Genomic DNA, 19,536 nt, shown 5'->3' on the forward strand with positions numbered 1-19,536 from the left:
TGAAGACACTCTATTAGTCATCAATAAGGGAATAAACCACCCAAAAAATAACGCACTGTTACCCGGAAGGTGAACAATGAAAAACCTGCATGCACTGACTATTTTTGCACGCGTCGCAGAAATGCAGAGCTTTACTCAGGCGGCAGAGAGCCTGGGCATTAAGAAAGGCCGCGTTTCAACGGTCGTACGTGAGCTTGAGCATGACCTCGGGACGACGCTGTTGCACCGGACTACCCGCGCGGTACAGCTGACCGAAGACGGTCGGGCTTTTTATTCCCGCGCCCGGGATTTGTTGTCAGATGCAGAAGATCTGCAGTCCATGTTTGCGCCTGGCGGCATGTCACTGCGGGGACGTTTACGCGTCGATATGCCAGCAGTGTTGGCCCAAAGCGTAGTGATTCCCGCCCTGCCACAACTGCTGGACGCGCATCCTGAACTTGAAATAGAACTTTCAAGCACAGACCGGCGAGTCGATCTGGTTCAGGAAGGCTTTGACTGCGTCATTCGTTTTGGGCCCATTGTTGATGAGACCCTCATTGCCCGACCGCTGGGTCAGTTACGGATGATTAACGCCGCCAGCCCACGCTATCTGGAGCGCGTCGGGGTGCCCGAGACGATAGACGACCTGCTTCGTCAGGGACACCGAATGGTGCATTACATGCGAAATTTTGGTGCCCGGCCTGATGGCTGGCAGTACCCGGACGGTGATGGCTACCGGTCCGTGATGTTACCCGGCGCCGCGCGGGTCAACAGCGTACCGGCCTATCATGAAGCCGGGCTGGCGGGTCTGGGCTTAATTCAGGGCGGGTATTCCGCGCTGGCGCCCCATATCCAGCGCGGCGCGCTGGTTGAAGTGCTTCCCCATTTGCCTCCTGAACCGCTTAATGCCCCTTTTGTGGTCGCCCATCGGCGCAATTTATCGCAGCGTGTCAGAGCTTTTATGCACTGGACGGAAGTCATTTTAAAACCGTACTTTGATTAATATCCTGCTAAAGATATTCACGCTAATTGTCGGAGGCCGGACGGCAATATTATCTCGTTCAGGGACGTTTCTTGTGAAAGGAATATACAGCGCAAAGGCGAATAATGACTAAAACTGGCAGTTGATTGTTATTTGCGTGGCTTTTAAAATTTAATTGCAAGGTATTTATTAAATTTTAATTAGGGACATAAAAATGACAAGAAATACGCTTTTACTGACGATGATGGCCGCCTTTTCAGGCGCAGTATACGCAGGGGAAACGCAATTTACGCCGAATTTCTCACCTGACAGCGTCACCGTTTCAGCCTCGGGCGGGATGCTCAGCGGGAAATCCCATGAAATGGTGTATGACGACGTCACAGGCAAAAAAATCAGCCAGCTGGACTGGAAAATTAAAAACGTCGCCATCCTGAAAGGCGACATTTCCTGGGATGCGTACCCTTTCCTGACCCTGAACGCACGCGGCTGGACCTCGCTGGCATCCGGCTCGGGTCATATGGATGACTATGACTGGATGAACGAAAGACAATCCAGCTGGACAGATCATTCGACGCATCCGGCAACTAACGTCAATTATGCCAATGAATACGATCTCAATGTAAAAGGCTGGATATTGCAGGGCGAAAGCTATAAAGCGGGCGTGACTGCCGGTTATCAGGAAACCCGTTTTAGCTGGACGGCCACCGGTGGCTCTTATAATTATGATAACGGTACCAACACGGGGAATTTCCCGGCGGGCGAACGCGGCATTGGTTATAGCCAGCGCTTCTCAATGCCTTATATTGGGCTTGTGGGGCAGTATCGTATTAATAATTTCGAATTTAATGGCCTGTTTAAATTCAGTGACTGGGTGCGCGCTCATGATAACGACGAGCACTATATGCGCGACCTGACCTTCCGCGAGAAAACCTCAGACTCTCGCTATTATGGTGCGTCAGTGGATGCAGGATATTACGTCACGCCACACGCCAAAGTTTTTGCCGAGTTCGCGTATAGCCGTTACAAAGAGGGCAAAGGCGGCACGCAGATTATTGATACTAACACGGGCGAATCCGGGTCAATTGGCGGTGATGCGGCGGGCATTTCCAACAAAAACTATACCGTTACCGCCGGTCTGCAATACCGGTTCTGATTTCGCGCAACGCAACAGGCCAGCGTAAACATGCACAGGCCCCTGACGGGGCCTTTTTCGATGCGCTGCTTTACTTCCGCAGGTGCGCGCCCCTTCATGACGCCGATTTTGGTCGCAGATCCTCGTCAAACTCCAGACGTTTTCGACCGGGCTCCACTTCGCGCAGGGGTTCGACCTGATGCAGGGTCAGCTTGCAGCGATCCACCAGCACCTGATACTCACGCGTGCCCTGCTTCTTCCAGGCAATTTCTTGCTCGCTCAGCACACGTATCGCTTTTGCCGGACTGCCAATGATCAAATGGTTGGCGGGCATCTCGGCTTTCGCTTTCACAAAGGCCGCCGCGCCGACAATGCTGTTTTCGCCAATCACCGCGCCGTCCATGACCACTGCGTTCATCCCTACCAGAGCGTTACGGCGGATAATACAGCCGTGCAGAATCGCGCTGTGGCCGATATGGCCGTCCTCTTCCACCACCGTGTCCTGCTCCGGGAAACCGTGCATGACGCAGTTATCCTGAATGTTCGCGCCGTCTTTCACCACAATCCGGCCAAAATCGCCGCGCAGGCTGGCATTCGGGCCAACATACACGCCTTTGCCCAGGATCACGTCGCCGATGAGCACTGCCGTCGGGTGAACGTAGCTCTCATCAGGCACCACCGGCGTCAGACCGTCAATTTGATAAACGGGCATCTCCACTCCTTATACGATAGTAAGACCACCAAAGCGTTGATAGTAGAGCGTGCCGGGCACAGGCAGTTCGCCGACGGAGGTTTCACCTTTCTCGCTGACAAACGCCAGCGCCCCCGGTGCCACACGCTGATAAATATTAATGCACAGCTGTCGCGCACTTTGTCCGGCCCAGTGTGCAGGCAATAACTCCTCCGGCAACAGCGGGTCTTTCAGCACCACGCGACGGTAAAAATGGATCAGCAACAGCTGGATCTGGAAGCAGCGTTCCGGCGTTAATTCGTCCGGCGCGGCCTCTTTCAGCAGCGGCAGAAGAGGACGGAACGAGTGGATAAACGTCTCGTACATCGCGTTCTGTTCGGTCAACTGCCAGCACTCCTCGACCCGGGCACGCAGCGCCGCGCGGGACAGCGCCAGCGGCGAATGGGCCTCGAAGAAGATGACGTTTTCCGCCACGCCTGCGTCGTGTAAAAGCGACTGCACATCCGCCAGATGCTGCGACGGGGAGGCCATCAGGCTGGGAGCCAGGGTGCCAAAACCCTGCCAGATCAGCTGCTTCTTGACGTCAGCAAGGGTGGTTTTATCCAGACCTTCCGAGAGCAGCAACAGCCACTTGCCGTCCCATGCGGGGAGTTCAGCACGGTAGATTTTACTCTCCGCGCGGCGGGTCAAACGCAGCCCTTTGTCGCTCAGCCGGTAAAAGCTGCGTCGTCCGATGCGCGACACATCCAGCCAGCCCTCTTTGTTAAGACGAAACAGCGCAGTGCGCACAAAGCGCTCGCCAAACCCCATGCCTTCCAGTAAGGCGGCGAGGCTGCCAAGCCAAATCTCGCCACCGCGATGTGAAAGCGCGTCACCGTATAATGAGGAGATAAGCGACGTTCCGCTAACGGGAACCGAGCTAACCGCGTGCTGGATAAAGGCATCGAGTTTATTCATGTGATTCATTCTGTTGTTATTTTTGGTCTGGATGAATCATAGCATATTCCCCTCACCCCGGCCCTCTCCCAAAGGGAGAGGGAGAGAAAGTCCCTTCTCCCTTCTGGGGAGAAGGTTAGGATGAGGGAAACTCAACCGTTAGCCGCAACTTTACGCAAATCAAACACCCGACAGGCTTTGCCCTCTGAGCGCGGGATACTGCCGCAGTTGACAATCATCACGTCGGTGGAGATCCCGACCATCGATTTAATACGATGGCGCAGCTGATGGCACACCTGGCAGCGCTGCTCGTGGGTCAGGGTCAGACTGCTTTCTTTGAGCTCCACCTTCACGGAAAGTGAATCAAGATGGCCGCGGCGGTTGACCTCCAGCTGGTAGTGCGGGGAGAGGTGTTCGAACTTCACGATCTCCTCTTCCAGCTGGGACGGGAAGACGTTGACGCCGCGGATGATGAGCATATCGTCACTGCGACCGCTGATCCTGTCCATACGACGCATGGTGCGGGCGGTCCCAGGAAGCAGGCGCGTCAGGTCGCGGGTGCGATAACGAATCACCGGCAGCGCCTCCTTGGTCAGCGTGGTGAACAGCAGTTCGCCCTGCTCGCCATCATTAAGCGGCGTGCCGTCATTCGGGTTGACGATCTCCGGATAGAAATGATCTTCCCAGATGGTCGGACCGTCGGCGGTTTCGATACACTCCATCGCCACGCCTGGCCCCATGACCTCGGAAAGCCCATAGATATCCAGCGCGGTGATCCCCAGACGTTTCTCGATTTCGCGGCGCATGGCCTGCGTCCACGGCTCTGCGCCAAACACCCCCACACGCAGGGAGCAGGCGCTGGCATCGCCTCCCATCTGACGTTCCAGCTCTTCGATCAGATTGAGGCAGTAGGATGGCGTCACCATGATCATGTCCGGCTGGAAATCGCGGATCAGCTGCGCCTGTTTCTCCGTCTGGCCGCCGGACATCGGGATAACGGTCGCCCCTAAACGCTCCGCGCCATAGTGCGCGCCCAGCCCTCCGGTAAACAGGCCATATCCATAGGCCACATGAATTTTGTCTTTCGCACTGCCGCCCGCGGCGCGCAGAGAACGGGCCACCAGGTTGGCCCAGTTGTCGATGTCATGTTGGGTATAACCGACGACGGTTGGCTTTCCGGTGGTGCCGGAAGAGGCATGAATACGCACCACCTGCTCCATCGGTACGGCAAAGGTATCGAACGGATAGTTATCACGCAGGTCCTGCTTGGTGGTGCACGGGAACTTACGGATGTCTTCCAGCGTTTTAAAATCGTCAGGGTGAACGCCCGCGGCGTCAAACTTGCGTTTGTACATCGGAACGTTGTTATAGGCGTGATGCAGCGTCCATTTCAGACGCTCGGTTTGCAGCGCCTGTAATTCGTCAATGGAGGCCGTTTCGATCGGATCAAGCTTTGTTGTATTTGTCATTGTAGGGTACTCACACTGTTATTCGCTCAAACACGCTCAAGGATCATGGCAATGCCCTGACCCACACCGATGCACATCGTACACAGCGCATAGCGCCCGTTGCGTCGATGCAATTCATTGCTCGCGGCCAGCGCCAGCCTGGCACCACTCATGCCCAGCGGGTGGCCCAACGCAATGGCCCCTCCGTTCGGGTTAACGTGTTCAGCGTCATCCGGCAATCCCAGCTGACGTAACACGCCCAGCGCCTGAGAAGCGAAAGCTTCGTTAAGCTCAATCACGTCCATATCGTTGATGCTGAGCCCGGCACGTTCCAGCACTTTGCGGGTGGCTGGCACCGGTCCTAAGCCCATCAGACGTGGCTCCACGCCAGCGGTAGCCATCGCCACGATCCGCGTGCGCGGGACAAGCCCTTGCGCGTGCGCCATCGACTCGCTGGCGATAATCAGCGCCGCAGCGCCATCGTTTACACCGGAGGCGTTACCCGCCGTCACGACACCGTTCTTGCGAAACGGTGTTTTCAGCGCGGCAAGTTGTTCAAGCGTGGTATCAGCACGGGGATGCTCATCTACCGAAACTTCCGTAATCGTTCCTTTTTTGCCGGGCACCTGCACCGGCACAATCTCCTGCGCCAGAATGCCGTTCTGCTGCGCCTGAGCAGTACGCTGCTGGCTGCGCAGCGCGAAAGCATCCTGATCGGCTCGGCTGATATTTAACAATTCAGCTACATTCTCTGCCGTTTCCGGCATGCTGTCAGTTCCGAATTGCTGATGCATGAGCGGATTCACAAATCGCCAGCCGAGTGTGGTGTCGAAAATCTCCGCCTGACGCTGGAACGCCGCCGTGGCTTTACCCATTACAAACGGCGCCCGGGACATTGACTCGACGCCGCCTGCAAGCAGCATGTCGCCATCACCCGCCCTGATCGCCCGCGCGGCAAAGCCAATCGCGTCCAGACCCGAACCGCACAGGCGGTTCAGCGTGGTGCCGGAGACTGTCTGAGGCAGTCCGGCCAGCAGCAGCGACATACGCGCCACGTTGCGGTTATCTTCCCCCGCCTGGTTGGCGCAGCCGAAGATCACATCATCAATCCGCTCGAGGTCGAGCTGCGGATAACGGGCCAGCAGCGCACGCAGCGGCACCGCGCCGAGATCGTCGGCGCGAACGCTGGCCAGCGCCCCGCCATAGCGCCCCACCGGGGTTCGAACGCCATCACAAATAAAAGCGTCACGCATCAGGCTTCTCCTGTCACACTGCCGCCGATGCGGTGAGATTTTCCGCGAAACAGGGCAACGGTTTTCTGTTGTTGGTTCTGAATTTCAATGTCATACACGCCGGTCAGTTTGCCCTGATGCTTAACCCGCGCGGTGGCGGTCAGCGTGTCGCCGGCAAACCCCGGGCGCAGAAAATCGATTGAACAGCCTGACGCCACTGCCGCCAGCCCCTGGCTGTTGCAGGCGTAGGCAAAGGCGGTATCGGCCAGTGAAAACAGCTGCCCTCCGTGGCAGGTTTTGTGGCCGTTGAGCATCTGCGGGGTGATGGTCATCGTTACTACCGCGTAGCCATCGTCCATGTCGATGATGTCGATCCCCAGCGCCTGGGCGCAGGCGTCCTGTTCATACATGGTACGGGCGTTATGCCAGGCCTTATGACTCATAGCTACTCTCCAGAAGCGCACGCTGGCGCAGCAGTGAACAAGGGCGATAGCGTTCTTCGCCGTAATGGCGTTGCAAATTTTCAAGCAGCGTTAACAGCCGTTGCCAGCCCAGACGCTCACCCCAGGCAATGGGCCCGTTCGGGTAATTCACGCCGAGGCGCATGGCGGTGTCGATATCCTTCTCGCTGGCCACCCCTTTTTGCAGCGCATCCAGCGCTTCGTTGGCGATCATCGCCACCGTCCGCCAGACCAGCAGGCCGGGGTAATCGGCAATGTGCAGTACCCGGTGTCCCTGCTGCTGCAGGTACCAGACGGCTTTTTGCGTGGCGGTATGCGGGTTATCCGATGCGGCTGCGATCACCGCCACGTCGCGTTCGATGCGGTCAATCACCACGACCGGACAGTGAAAACGCCGGGCCAGCGCCTGAGCGGTCTCCCCCTGGGTTTCAATCAACAGGAGCTCATCAATTTCCGTGACACCGTCACCTCTGCGCTGCACGCGCATGGGGGTAAAGCTGTCGTTTACTGCATCAAGCCACGGCACAGCCGGTTTCTCACCGTGCCAGTCGTAAACGCCCTTCCCGCTTTTTTTGCCCAGCCGCCCCGCCAGCACCAGTTCCTGCTGCACCAGCGACGGCAGGAAACGACGTTCCTGCCAGAAGGCATTGAATACGGAACAGGTCACCGCAAAGTTGACGTCCTGACCAATCATGTCGGTCAGCTCCAGCGGTCCCATCGGGAAACCGCCGCCGTCGCGCAGGGCGGCATCAATCACTTCTGGCGAGGCGACCTGCTCTTCCAGGGCGCGCCAGGCTTCAGAATAGAACGGACGCGCAACGCGGTTGACGATGAACCCTGGCGTTGACTGACAGCGAACGGGCTGTTTCCCCCAGTTCAGCGCCAGCTCGCACAGCGCATCGGCCACTTCGGGCGATGTCGCCAGCCCGCTCACCACCTCGACCAGCTTCATGACCGGTGCGGGATTAAAGAAATGCAGCCCCGCGACGCGCTCCGGATGGTGAACATCCGCCGCAATCGCCGTAACAGAAATGGAGGAGGTATTGCTGGTCAGCAAGGTCTGCGGCGGGCAAATCTGAGCCAGTTGCGCAAACAGCGCTTTTTTGACGTCGATACGCTCAGACGCGGCTTCAATCACCAGATCTGCCGCGGCGAGCGCTTCGATATCCGTTACCGGCAACAGCCTGGCAAGAATCTGGCTGCCAGCATCGGCGGAAAGTTTTCCGCGAGTCACCCGGGAGGCGAGACGCTGGCGGATCCCGTCAATCGCGCGTGAAATCGCGTCTGAAGCAATGTCATACATCAGAACCTGATGCCCATGACTCGCCGCGACCTCCGCAATTCCCGCGCCCATCGTGCCGCTTCCAATGACGGCGACAGTACGAACCGTGATCGCCATCTTATTTCCCCGTGAATGTCGGTGCGCGCTTGGCAAGGAAGGCGCTGACCCCTTCCCGGTAGTCGTCGCTGCGACCGGCCAGACGTTGATAATCGCGCTCCAGGTCAAGCTGGGCGTCGAGGGTGTTGGTCTCTGCCGCGTTAATCGCCTGCTTAATCAGCCCCAGACCAAAGGTGGGCTGAGAAGCAAAGTGCAGCGCCATCTGCTGGGCCGTGGCGGAGAGGTGTTCGTCATCCACCACCTGCCAGATCATCCCCCAGGCGTGTGCCTGTTCGGCGCTGAGTTTGTCTCCGAGCAACGCCAGTCCCATTGCGCGGGCGCGCCCGGCGACGCGCGGCAGGAACCATGTTCCTCCGCAGTCCGGCACTAATCCGAGCTTGCTGAAAGCCATCACAAAGGTGGCAGAACGGGCGGCAATGACCATGTCACACCCCAGTGCCAGCGTGGCCCCCGCCCCGGCGGCCACGCCGTTGACCGCGCAAATCACCGGTTTCGGCAACGTCGCAAGACGGCGAACCAGCGGGTTGTAGAACGTCTCCACGGACATTCCCAGATCCGGCGCCGGACCGTTAGGGTCGACGTTGCGGTCATTAAGATCCTGACCCGCGCAGAAGCCGCGCCCCGCCCCGGTAATAAGCAGACAGCGGATGGTGTCATCGCGCTCGGCCTGCTTCAGGCACTCAGCGAGTTGCTGATGCATCACGTCGTTAAAGCTGTTCAGACGCTCCGGACGGTTCAGCGTCAGGGTCATCACGCCTTGTTCTACATGACTGAGAATAAATTCCACGATTAGCGTCCTTTAAAGTCGGGGGTACGTTTCTGTAAGAATGCGTCGATGCCTTCTCGCCGGTCTTCGGTCGCTGAAAGCAGCGTAAACAGCTGTCGCTCCTGGACCAGTCCGGCCTGCAGGGAAACCTCCTGAGACTGGCGCAGTGCCTGCTTCGCCGCCTGGAGCGCCAGCGGTGAGTGTCGTGCCATCAGCGCCGCCTGTTTCAGGGCATATTCCAGCGTCAATGAAGCCGGGAACACATCGCTGACCAGCCCGGCGCGCTGCGCCTGCTGCGCGGTAATGCTCTCCCCGTTCAGCACCATTTTGCTGGCCAGCGATTTGCCCACGCTACGAATCAGGCGCTGCGTACCGCCCGCCCCGGGCATGATCCCGAGCGTAATTTCCGGCAGACCAAAACGGGCGTTATCCCCGGCAATCACCACGTCGCACAGCAGCGCAAGCTCGCAGCCCGCACCCAGCGCGAAGCCGTTGACGGCGGCAATCAGGGGTTTATTGAAGGCGTTGATCCGGGCCCACAGCTGGGGACGGATATCGTTCAGGGTGGCAGGCAGGTCTTTCTCCGCCATTTCGTTGAGATCTGCGCCGGCAGCAAAGCAGCGTGCGTTGCCGTAAATCACGCAAACGGAGAGATCGCGATCGGCCGCCGCGGCGTCGAGCGCGTCAGCAATCTGCTCTAACAGGGCGTTATTCAGCGCGTTGCGTGCCGCCGGACGGTTAAGCGTCAGCTGCAGGACACGACCATGACGGGTGACCATCAGTTCGCTCATGCCATCCCCCTGGAGTCGAAATCGACGATCACGTCAGCGGTTAACGGCAGCGACTGACAGCTCAGCACATACCCGGCCGCCAGTTCGTCCGGCTCAAGGCTGTAGTTCGTCGCCATATCAACTTTGCCACGCAGCACTTTGCATTTGCAGGTCGCGCATACGCCGCCCTTGCAGGCATACGGCAGGTCGGCGCCCTGACGCAGGGCGGCATCAAGAATGCTTTCATCGTTTGCCGTGAGGGTAATTTCCCGGTCGCGACCGTCCTGACGCACGGTGACTTTCTGCCCTTCAGCCTGCACGCTGACCGTGCGTTTGCCGGTCGAGCCTGGCGTATTAAAACGCTCAAGGTGAATCGATTTCTCTGGCATCCCCAGCGCTTTCAGCGCCGCTTCCGCGTCGTCCATCATGGCGGACGGGCCACAAATAAAGGCTTCGTCGTACTGGCGGAAGTTGATCAGGGTTTTCGCCAGCGCCTGCAGCTTCTCACCGTCGATACGTCCATGCAGCAGATCGCTGTCGAGCACCTCCTGGCTGAAGATGGCGACCAGCTGCAGACGCTGCGGGTATTTGTCTTTCAGATCGGCAAGCGCCTCGCGAAACATCATGCTCTGGCTACTGCGGTTGCCGTAGATCAGGGTGAAATGACTGTTCGGCTCGGTGGCGAGCGTGGCGGACAAGATGGCCAGCATTGGGGTAATGCCTGAACCCGCGGCAATGGCCAGATAGTGCCCTTCCCGGTCGGCGCGCGGCTGGTAACCAAACTGGCCCTGCGGCACCATGACCTCCAGCGCCATGCCCTGTTTGATCTCATCCAGGGCATAGCGGGAAAAACGTCCGCCCTCGATGGCTTTCACCGCTACGCTGATCTCACCCGGCGCGGTACTGCGGCAGATGGAGTAACAGCGACGCAGCTCATCCTCACCCAGCTTCGCCTTCAGGGTCAGGTGTTGTCCGGGACGGAAGCGATAGGCGTCCTGCAACGCCTGGGGTACCGCGAAAGTGATGGTCACCGCATCGCGGGTTTCGGGTTCCACTTTTGCCACTGTTAATGAATGAAACGTTGTCATGGCAACCTCAAATACATTTGAAATAGTCGAAAGGCTCACGGCAGTCGTTGCAGCGATAAAGCGCTTTGCAGGCCGTCGAACCAAATTCACTGATAAGCGAGGTATGTGTGCTGGCACAGCGTGGGCAACTCACCTCGGCCGGGGCATGCGCGTGGCAGCTGTGGCCCACCGGTGGGCTGATGCCATATGCGCGCAGGCGTTCACGCGCATCCGCCGTCATCCAGTCGGTGGTCCAGGCCGGTTCGAGCTGCAGCACAATATGCACTGGCGTAAAGCCGTGTGCGGTCATCGCCTCGCGAATCGCGCCAAGCAAATGTTCCGTCGCCGGGCAGCCTGAATAGGTTGGCGTAAAGCCAATGACCCAGCCTTCGCCCTGCGGCGATACGCTACGCACCATGCCTAAATCGGTGATGGTTAACACCGGCACTTCCGGGTCCGGAATCTGGCTTAACAGCGACCAGATTTGAGGGATCTCCGCGGGTGCAATCCCGGCAAAACGCTGCATCTTCACCTCCGTACTTACCACTGCTGACCCGGATGGGCACGCTGGAGATACTGCATTTCTGCCAGCATTGGGCCGAGATGTTCGGTATGCAGCCCGCGCTTGCCCCCCGTGCGATACGCCACTTCCGACGGCACGCTCAGGGTGGCCTCCTGCAAACCGGAAAACACTTCCTGCTCCCACGGCTGACGAAGCTCGCGCGGATCAACCGCGACGCCGGAGGCAATCAACGCCAGCTCGACGTCATCGGCTTCAAACAGCTCGGCCGTAAACCGCCACAGGGTGTCGACCGCCTGCTGCATACGCTGTGAAGATGTTTCCGTTCCATCACCCATGCGCACCAGCCAGCCACGACTGAAGCGCAGGTGGTAGCGCGCCTCTTTAATGGCTTTCGCGGCGATGGCGGCAAGCTGGCTGTCGCTGCTGTGGGTCAGGCGTTCATACAGCGCTACGTTCCAGGCATCCATAAAGTACTGGCGCGCGAGCGTGTCGGCGAAACTGCCGTTAGGCTGTTCCACCAGCAACACGTTGTGAAACTGGCGTTCATCACGCCCAAACGCCAGGGTGTCTTCATCGCCCTGACCTTCCAGCTCTGCGGCATAGGTCAGGAAATTGCGCGCCTGCCCCAGCAAGTCGAGGCCGATGTTGGCGAGCGCGAGATCGATTTCCAGCTCCGGCGCGTGACCACACCAGGCGCCCAGACGCTGGGAGAGCACCAGACCGTTGTCGCCCAGACGCAGGGCATATGCGGATAATGTTTTCATCCCTGACCTCACATGTGCTCGATGCCATCAGGGATGGTGTAAAACGTAGGATGGCGGTAAACCTTACTTTCCGCCGGGTCGAAGAACTCGCCGCTCTCTTCCGGTTGAGAGGCGATAATCTCGCTCGCCTTCACCACCCAGATAGAGCAGCCTTCACTGCGACGGGTATAGGCATCACGCGCATTTTCCAGCGCCATGCGATCGTCGGCGGCATGAAGACTTCCCACATGACGGTGGGACAACCCTTGTTTGCTGCGTACGAACACTTCGTACAGCGGCCAGTAGACATTGCTCATCGTGTTTCCTCTTAAGCCACTTTGCGGGCGTGTTGTTTTTCCGCGTGCGCCAGTGCGGCTTCACGCACCCACGCCCCGTCTTCCCAGGCTTTACGTTTGGCAGCCAGACGTTCGTGGTTACAGATACCGCGCCCGTTAATGACCTCATCAAACTCGTGCCAGTCGATCTCGCCAAAGCGGTAGTGACCGCTCTCTTCGTCAAAACGCAGGTCAGGATCCGGAACCGTCATACCCAGCATTTCTACCTGCGGAACCGTGTTGTCGACAAAGCGCTGGCGAAGTTCGTCATTGCCGAAGCGTTTGATTTTCCAGGCGAGGCTGCGGGCGCTGTTCGGCGAGTTGTCATCGTTTGGGCCGAACATCATCAGAGCGGGCCACCAGAAGCGGTTAATGGCGTCCTGCAGCATCTGGCGTTGGGCGTCACTCCCCTGCGCAAGCGCCATACAGGCTTCAAAGCCCTGACGCTGGTGGAAACTCTCTTCTTTACAGATTTTCACCATCGCGCGGGCATAGGGGCCATATGAGGTACGGCACAGCGCCACCTGGTTGACGATCGCCGCACCGTCCACCAGCCAGCCGATCACCCCGATATCCGCCCAGCTTAGGGTCGGGTAGTTGAAGATGGAGGAGTATTTCATCTTGCCGTCGAGCATCTTCTGGTAGATGTCTTCCCGCGCGCAGCCCAGCGTCTCGGCCGCGCTGTAGAGGTACAAACCGTGCCCGGCTTCGTCCTGCACTTTCGCCAGCAGGATCGCTTTGCGGCGCAGCGTCGGCGCGCGGGTGATCCAGTTTCCTTCCGGCAGCATGCCGACAATTTCGGAGTGCGCGTGCTGACCAATCTGGCGGATCAACGTCTTACGATAGGCATCAGGCATCCAGTCCTGAGGTTCAATCGCCGTCTCCTGCGCTATGCGCTGCTCAAAGCGTTGTTCTTGCGTCACGTCATCACCTTTATGATTCGATTATTTACCACCTAAAGTGAAATACTGAATCACTTCATTTCTTAAAAGTTACACAAAGGTTAAATATAACCCCAAGAAATGTTTCCCTATTTTGTGATGGTGCTCGCAAGGCTTTTTGCACAAGGCCTGCACAACGGGGCTTCCGGCCTTCCACTTCATTACGCTGGATCACAATGTTAACAATTCATTAAAACTCAGCTTGCTTTTTATGATTCATGATTAAACTATTGATAGTGAAATTACGTAACACTTGGAGATAAGCGATGCAGCAGTTAGCCAGCTTCTTGTCCGGCACCTGGCAGTCTGGCCGGGGCCGCGAACGTACTATCCATCACGCCATCAGTGGCGAAGCGCTGTGGTCCGTGACCAGCGAAGGGCTGGACATGGCGGATGCACGTCGCTATGCGATCGCGCGTGGCGGCGAAGCCCTGCGCGCCATGACCTTTATCGACCGTGCCGCCATGCTGAAGGCGGTGGCGAAACATCTGCTTAGTGAGAAAGAGACGTTCTATGCCCTGTCTGCCCAGACCGGGGCGACCCGAGCGGACAGCTGGGTGGATATTGAGGGTGGGATCGGGACGCTGTTCACCTATGCCAGCCTGGGGAGTCGCGAGCTGCCTGATGAAACACTCTGGCCGGAAGATGAGCTGATCCCGTTGTCGAAGGAAGGCGGCTTTGCTGCGCGTCACGTACTGACGTCAAAATCGGGCGTGGCGGTCCATATCAACGCCTTTAATTTCCCGTGCTGGGGAATGCTGGAAAAACTGGCGCCCACCTGGCTTGCGGGGATGCCTGCCATTATCAAACCCGCCACCGCCACCGCGCAGGTCGCGCAGGCGATGGTGAAAGCGATTGTGGAGAGCGGTCTGGTGCCGGACGGTGCTATCAGCCTTGTCTGCGGCGGCGCGGGCGATCTGCTGAATCATCTCGACAGCCAGGATGTGGTGACCTTTACCGGCTCCGCCAGCACCGGCCAGAGCCTGCGCATTCACCCGAATATCGTGGCGAACTCCATTCCCTTTACCATGGAAGCCGACTCCCTCAACTGCTGCGTTCTGGGTGAGGATGTGACGCCGGAACAGCCAGAATTCGCGCTGTTTATTCGCGAAGTGGTACGCGAAATGACCGTCAAGGCAGGGCAAAAATGTACCGCCATCCGCCGCATAATTGTGCCTCAGGATCAGATGGATGCCGTCAGCCAGGCGCTGATCGCGCGGCTGCAAAACGTGGTCGTCGGCGACCCGGCAGAGGACGGGGTGAAGATGGGCGCGCTGGTGAACGGCGAGCAACGCGCGGACGTGCAGGAGAAAGTCGATCTGTTGATTGCGGCGGGTTGCCAGGTCAGACTCGGCGGAAAAGCCGATCTGCAGGCTGCGGGGGCATTCTTCCCGCCGACGCTGCTTTTCTGCCCACAGCCAGATGAAACCCCCGCCGTGCATTGCACCGAAGCCTTCGGGCCGGTCGCCACGCTGATGCCCTCCCGCAATTCAGACCACGCGATGCAGCTGGCACGGGCGGGTGGCGGGAGTCTGGCCGGTACGCTGGTCACCGCCGACCCGGCTATCGCCCGCCAGTTTATTGCCGGCGCGGCGCGGGCGCACGGACGAATTCAGATCCTTAACGCCGAATCCGCCAGGGAGTCCACCGGACACGGCTCTCCGCTGCCGCAGCTGGTGCACGGCGGTCCTGGCCGCGCAGGTGGCGGTGAAGAGCTGGGAGGACTGCGTGCGGTGAAGCACTATCTGCAGCGCACCGCCATTCAGGGCAGCCCGACCATGCTTGCCGCCATCGGCAAACAGTGGGTACGGGGTGCTGCGGTTCAGGAAGATCGCGTTCATCCGTTCCGGAAATACTTTGAAGAACTGCAGCCGGGCGACAGCCTGCTGACCCCGCGCCGCACCCTGACGGAAGCCGATATCGTTAACTTTGCCTGCCTGAGCGGCGATCACTTCTACGCCCATATGGACAAAATCGGCGCGGCAGAATCCATCTTTGGCGAACGGGTGGTACACGGTTACTTCCTGATCTCTGCCGCGGCGGGTCTGTTTGTTGATGCCGGCGTTGGGCCGGTGATTGCCAACTACGGCATGGAAAACCTGCGCTTTATCGAACCGGTTAAGCCGGGCGATACCATTCAGGTGCGCCTCACCTGTAAACGTAAAACGCTCAAGAAACAACGGACCGCCGATGAGAAGCCAACCGGCGTGGTCGAATGGGCCGTTGAGATCTTTAACCAGCACCAGCAGGCGGTCGCGCTCTACTCCATCCTGACGCTGGTGGCGCGCCAGCACGGCGACTTCTGACACGTTCCTCTCTCGCACGTTGACCGGGGTGTGATATCGCCCCGGTCTTTTTTTAACCTGGCAAGACTAACAAATAACCTGGCAGATGCAGGCAAACGCTTTTCTCGGGCGCCTGTCAGGATAAGGCTGTCACAACACAATAAACACAACAAGATGAGGTCTACGATGGGAAGCAATTCTTCTTTTTCTGCCCGTAGAACGGCACTGGCTATGGCCGTTGCGCTGTGTTGCGCCTGGCAATCACCTGTTTTCGCACACGGCAGTGAGGCGCATATGGTCCCGATGGACAAAACGCTGCAGGCGTTTGGCGCCGATGTGCAGTGGGATGATTACGCACAGATGTTCACTATTGCAAAGGACGGGGCATATGTGAAGGTCAAGCCCGGCGCGAAAACCGCTATTGTGAACGGCAAAACCCTCACGCTGCAGGTGCCGGTGGTCATGAAAGGCAAAAAAGCGTTCATCTCCGAGACCTTCATCAACGACGTTTTCCAGTCGGGTCTCGACCAGACCTTCCAGGTTGAAAAACGCCCTCACCCGTTAAACGCGCTAACGGCTGACGAAATTAAGCAAGCCGTGGAGATTGTGAAAGGCTCTGCGGATTTTAAACCGAACACCCGCTTCACCCAGATAGCCCTGGCCGAACCCGAGAAAGCCAAAGTGTGGGACTTTGTGCTCAACGGCACGGCGGTGGACTCTCCCCGCCAGGCGAACATCACCATGCTGGACGGGAAACACGTTATTGAAAGTCTGGTGGACCTGAAGGATAAAAAGATCCTGCGCTGGGACGCCATTAAAGATGCCCACGGCATGGTGCTGCTGGATGATTTTGCGACCGTTCAGCAGATCATCAACGAGAGTGCAGAGTTTGCCGAGGTTCTGAAAAAGCGCGGCATTACCGATACGAAGAAAGTGATCACCACGCCACTGACCGTCGGCTATTTCGACGGCAAAGATGGCCTGAAACAGGAAGACCGGCTGCTGAAAGTGGTGAGCTATCTGGACGTGGGCGACGGCAACTACTGGGCGCACCCGATTGAGAACCTGGTGGCAGTGGTCGACCTTGAGCAGAAGAAGATCCAGAAGATTGAAGAAGGTGCCGTTGTGCCGGTGCCGATGACGCCGCGTCCGTATGATGGACGTGATCGCATTAACACGCCGAAAAAGCCGCTCGACATCATTGAGCCGGAAGGCAAAAACTACACCATTACCGGCGATATGATTCACTGGCAGAACTGGGATTTCCATCTGAGTCTGGATTCCCGCGTGGGCCCAATGATTTCTACCGTCACCTACAATGACAACGGCAAAAAACGCCAGATTATGTATCAGGGCTCCCTGGGCGGGATGATCGTTCCTTACGGTGACCCTGACGTGGGCTGGTACTTCAAAGCCTATCTGGATTCCGGCGATTACGGCATGGGCACCCTGACCTCTCCGCTGGTGCGCGGCAAAGACGTGCCATCCAACGCCGTGATGCTCAATGAAACCATTGCCGATTATACCGGTGCGCCGATGGAGATCCCCCGCGCCATCGCCATTTTTGAACGCTACGCAGGACCGGAATATAAACACCAGGAGATGGGTCAGCCTAACGTCAGTACCGAGCGGCGCGAGCTGGTGATTCGCTGGGTGAGCACCGTTGGCAACTACGACTACATTTTCGACTGGGTATTCCACGAAAATGGCACCATCGGGATTGATGCCGGTGCAACGGGGATTGAGGCGGTGAAAGGCGTACAGGCGAAAACGATGCATGACCCTACTGCCAAAGACGATACCCGATACGGCACATTAATTGATCACAACATCGTCGGGACCACCCACCAGCACATCTATAACTTCCGTCTCGATATGGATGTGGATGGCATCAACAACACGCTGGTGGCAATGGATCCACAAGTGAAACCGAACACCGCCGGCGGCCCGCGAACCAGCACCATGCAGATCAATCAGTACGCTATTGATACCGAGCAGCAGGCGGCGCAGAAATTTGACCCGGGCACCATTCGTCTGCTGAGCAACACCAGCAAAGAGAACCGCATGGGGAACCCAATTTCGTATCAGATAATCCCTTACGCCGGGGGGACGCACCCGGTGGCGACCGGCGCGAAATTTGCCCCGGACGAGTGGATCTATCACCGCCTGAGCTTTATGGATAAACAGCTGTGGGTGACGCGTTACCATCCGGATGAGATGTACCCGGAGGGCAAATTCCCAAACCGCTCAACCCACGATACGGGGCTTGGCAAATACAGCAAAGATAACGAGTCGCTAAACGATCAGGATGACGTCGTCTGGATGACCACCGGCACAACCCACGTCGCGCGCGCCGAAGAGTGGCCAATCATGCCAACGGAATGGGTGCATACCCTGCTCAAACCGTGGAACTTCTTCGACGAAACGCCGACACTCGGCAGGAAAAAAGACGAGCAGAAATAAAAACAGACCGGGCGTAACGCCCGGTTTTTTATTTGCTGACTGTCTCGTCCTGCTTATCGTTATCTTACTCCAGCCATTCTTTAACACCTTCTGCTGGCTAGTCTTAAGTTCCGTCGTGACAGCGCCCAACGCGATGCCATACTTGGCTGTATGGGTTAGCTCTTATGGTTTAATATTGTGACACCGTAACGGCGATATGTACGGACGGTTCCTCCGCCCGTTCCTGTCTCACTTGCTCCCAGAAAAGGATAAAGAGCATTTATGGAAAAAAGAAAAAAAACGACGCCAGAGCGGGCTGCCTGGCCGACGCGTCAGGCGATGGTCATGCACGGGCTGGCGATGAACCTGCCGTGGCTGGCATTCGTCAACATCAGCTTCGCCGTGATGATCCTGCTGCGCCACGTCTCGCTTAAGCCCGACGACCCCCTCTACCTCCGGTCGCTGCCTCTGCTGAAGTTTATCGATGCCTCGATGTTCGGCATTATTATTCTGTCAGTTGCGTTAATCATCATGGCCTGGCGACGTATTGCCGGCATCAGCGTGGTGCTCTTTTTCTGTAGCGTCATCTGGTCGATATCCTGTTTCTGGTTTATCACCGATCTGTTGCTGCCCCACGTCTGGCCCCTGTGCGCGATTCTGTTACTCGCCGGGTTGACGGCGCTCTACTTTTACCCCCGTGGGTTACTCGCCTTCGTGATCCCGCTCTGGGTCACGCTACCGGTCGCAAGCTGGGTACTCAATGATGGTGTCAACCTTCACTTTGCCGCCGTCTGGACCGTCTTTACGCTGATTTTGCTCTGCGGGCGTTTCATCCTGATAAGCTGGTTTGATGAGGCCTGGCGACGTAACCAGCAAAACCAGCTGTTGATTTCGCGGCTGGAAGCGCTGGCGCATCAGGATCCGTTAACCCAGACCGCCAACCGTCGCAAGATGGAAGTGGTGCTGGAGAATGCCGTTGAGCAGAAAAAAGCCTTCTCGCTGATTATGCTGGATATAGATTATTTCAAACTTTACAACGACACCTATGGTCACCAGGCCGGTGACGAATGCTTGACCCGCGTGGCGCAGGTGCTCCGGCAGTCGGTGCGAACACCTGACGATGTCGTGTCTCGCTACGGCGGTGAAGAGTTTGTGGTGATCCTCTTTGATTGCCCGGAAAACACAGCCGAAAAAGTTGCCATGCGTATTCAGGACGGCCTGCGCGCGGAGGCAATAGCGCACGATGCCTCAAAAATCAGCGATCACGTCACCGTAAGCATGGGCATTGCAGGAATGGCAGAGGGTCTGGCGGGGACGGAGATTATCGCCCGCGCCGATGAGGCGCTGTACCGGGCGAAAGCGGCCGGACGGGACCGCTGGTCACGATAGCCGTGTCGGGTGGCC

The 19,536-nt window shown here is 57.9% G+C and carries 18 protein-coding genes; 5 read left to right on the forward strand and 13 right to left on the reverse strand.

Annotation, left to right across the window (positions count from 1 at the left end; translation table 11 throughout):
* Positions 1-76: 76 nt before the first annotated feature.
* Both L466_RS09240 and L466_RS09235 read left to right on the forward strand, forming a co-directional pair.
* Positions 77-982, forward strand: a complete 906-nt coding sequence (locus L466_RS09240; protein ID WP_032681089.1) for a LysR family transcriptional regulator — start codon at positions 77-79, stop codon at positions 980-982.
* A gap of 193 nt (positions 983-1,175) precedes the next feature.
* The gene (locus tag L466_RS09235) at positions 1,176-2,114 is read left to right on the forward strand and encodes an omptin family outer membrane protease (protein ID WP_032681090.1); all 939 of its coding nucleotides are present in this window, start codon (positions 1,176-1,178) and stop codon (positions 2,112-2,114) included.
* 94 nt (positions 2,115-2,208) lie between these two features.
* Here the strand turns inward: L466_RS09235 and paaY are convergent, their stop codons facing one another.
* From paaY to paaA, 13 genes are all read right to left on the reverse strand, one after another.
* Positions 2,209-2,805 (reverse strand): phenylacetic acid degradation protein PaaY, encoded by a 597-nt coding sequence (paaY, locus tag L466_RS09230; protein ID WP_020884237.1) that lies wholly within the window; start codon positions 2,803-2,805, stop codon positions 2,209-2,211.
* Positions 2,806-2,814: 9 nt separating this feature from the next.
* Positions 2,815-3,750 carry a phenylacetic acid degradation operon negative regulatory protein PaaX gene (gene paaX / locus L466_RS09225; protein ID WP_014169935.1) on the reverse strand — a complete coding sequence of 312 codons (936 nt, stop codon included), beginning with the start codon at positions 3,748-3,750 and terminating at the stop codon, positions 2,815-2,817.
* A 122-nt stretch (positions 3,751-3,872) separates the two neighbouring features.
* Positions 3,873-5,189, reverse strand: coding sequence for a phenylacetate--CoA ligase PaaK (gene paaK / locus L466_RS09220; protein ID WP_014169934.1), 1,317 nt, complete (start codon positions 5,187-5,189; stop codon positions 3,873-3,875).
* A 26-nt stretch (positions 5,190-5,215) separates the two neighbouring features.
* Positions 5,216-6,421 (reverse strand): 3-oxoadipyl-CoA thiolase, encoded by a 1,206-nt coding sequence (gene pcaF / locus L466_RS09215; RefSeq protein WP_020884239.1) that lies wholly within the window; start codon positions 6,419-6,421, stop codon positions 5,216-5,218.
* Entirely contained in the window at positions 6,421-6,843 is a 423-nt protein-coding gene (gene paaI / locus L466_RS09210; RefSeq protein ID WP_032681091.1) for a hydroxyphenylacetyl-CoA thioesterase PaaI, read from the reverse strand. Before paaI ends, pcaF begins: the two co-directional genes overlap by 1 nt.
* Positions 6,833-8,260 carry a 3-hydroxyacyl-CoA dehydrogenase PaaH gene (paaH, locus tag L466_RS09205; RefSeq protein WP_032681092.1) on the reverse strand — a complete coding sequence of 476 codons (1,428 nt, stop codon included), beginning with the start codon at positions 8,258-8,260 and terminating at the stop codon, positions 6,833-6,835. The genes paaI and paaH overlap by 11 nt, the downstream gene beginning before the upstream one ends.
* Before the next feature lies 1 nt (position 8,261).
* Positions 8,262-9,050 carry a 2-(1,2-epoxy-1,2-dihydrophenyl)acetyl-CoA isomerase PaaG gene (paaG, locus tag L466_RS09200; protein WP_025204280.1) on the reverse strand — a complete coding sequence of 263 codons (789 nt, stop codon included), beginning with the start codon at positions 9,048-9,050 and terminating at the stop codon, positions 8,262-8,264.
* Positions 9,050-9,817, reverse strand: a complete 768-nt coding sequence (gene paaF / locus L466_RS09195) for a 2,3-dehydroadipyl-CoA hydratase PaaF (protein WP_032681093.1) — start codon at positions 9,815-9,817, stop codon at positions 9,050-9,052. Before paaF ends, paaG begins: the two co-directional genes overlap by 1 nt.
* The gene (gene paaE, locus L466_RS09190; protein WP_032681094.1) at positions 9,814-10,884 is read right to left on the reverse strand and encodes a 1,2-phenylacetyl-CoA epoxidase subunit PaaE; all 1,071 of its coding nucleotides are present in this window, start codon (positions 10,882-10,884) and stop codon (positions 9,814-9,816) included. Before paaE ends, paaF begins: the two co-directional genes overlap by 4 nt.
* 7 nt (positions 10,885-10,891) lie before the next feature.
* Positions 10,892-11,389, reverse strand: a complete 498-nt coding sequence (gene paaD / locus L466_RS09185) for a 1,2-phenylacetyl-CoA epoxidase subunit PaaD (protein ID WP_025204283.1) — start codon at positions 11,387-11,389, stop codon at positions 10,892-10,894.
* Between the two features lie 14 nt (positions 11,390-11,403).
* On the reverse strand, positions 11,404-12,150 hold the full coding sequence (paaC, locus tag L466_RS09180; RefSeq protein ID WP_032681095.1) for a 1,2-phenylacetyl-CoA epoxidase subunit PaaC: 747 nt from the start codon (positions 12,148-12,150) through the stop codon (positions 11,404-11,406).
* Between the two features lie 8 nt (positions 12,151-12,158).
* Entirely contained in the window at positions 12,159-12,446 is a 288-nt protein-coding gene (gene paaB / locus L466_RS09175) for a 1,2-phenylacetyl-CoA epoxidase subunit PaaB (protein ID WP_006175064.1), read from the reverse strand.
* 11 nt (positions 12,447-12,457) lie between these two features.
* Positions 12,458-13,387: a 1,2-phenylacetyl-CoA epoxidase subunit PaaA gene (gene paaA, locus L466_RS09170; protein WP_014169925.1), complete on the reverse strand. Its 930-nt coding sequence runs from the start codon at positions 13,385-13,387 to the stop codon at positions 12,458-12,460.
* Positions 13,388-13,671: 284 nt separating this feature from the next.
* On the opposite strand from paaA, the gene paaZ reads away from it, so the two are divergent.
* The 3 genes from paaZ (at position 13,672) to L466_RS09155 (ending at position 19,521) form a co-directional block, all read left to right on the forward strand.
* Positions 13,672-15,711, forward strand: coding sequence for a phenylacetic acid degradation bifunctional protein PaaZ (paaZ, locus tag L466_RS09165; protein WP_032681096.1), 2,040 nt, complete (start codon positions 13,672-13,674; stop codon positions 15,709-15,711).
* A 165-nt stretch (positions 15,712-15,876) separates the two neighbouring features.
* On the forward strand, positions 15,877-18,153 hold the full coding sequence (gene tynA / locus L466_RS09160) for a primary-amine oxidase (RefSeq protein WP_032681098.1): 2,277 nt from the start codon (positions 15,877-15,879) through the stop codon (positions 18,151-18,153).
* A gap of 261 nt (positions 18,154-18,414) precedes the next feature.
* Positions 18,415-19,521, forward strand: a complete 1,107-nt coding sequence (locus L466_RS09155; protein WP_032681099.1) for a GGDEF domain-containing protein — start codon at positions 18,415-18,417, stop codon at positions 19,519-19,521.
* Positions 19,522-19,536: the final 15 nt, after the last annotated feature.

It is taken from the genome of Enterobacter sp. BIDMC 30, assembly GCF_000534355.1.
In the GTDB taxonomy this organism is placed as follows: domain Bacteria; phylum Pseudomonadota; class Gammaproteobacteria; order Enterobacterales; family Enterobacteriaceae; genus Enterobacter; species Enterobacter ludwigii.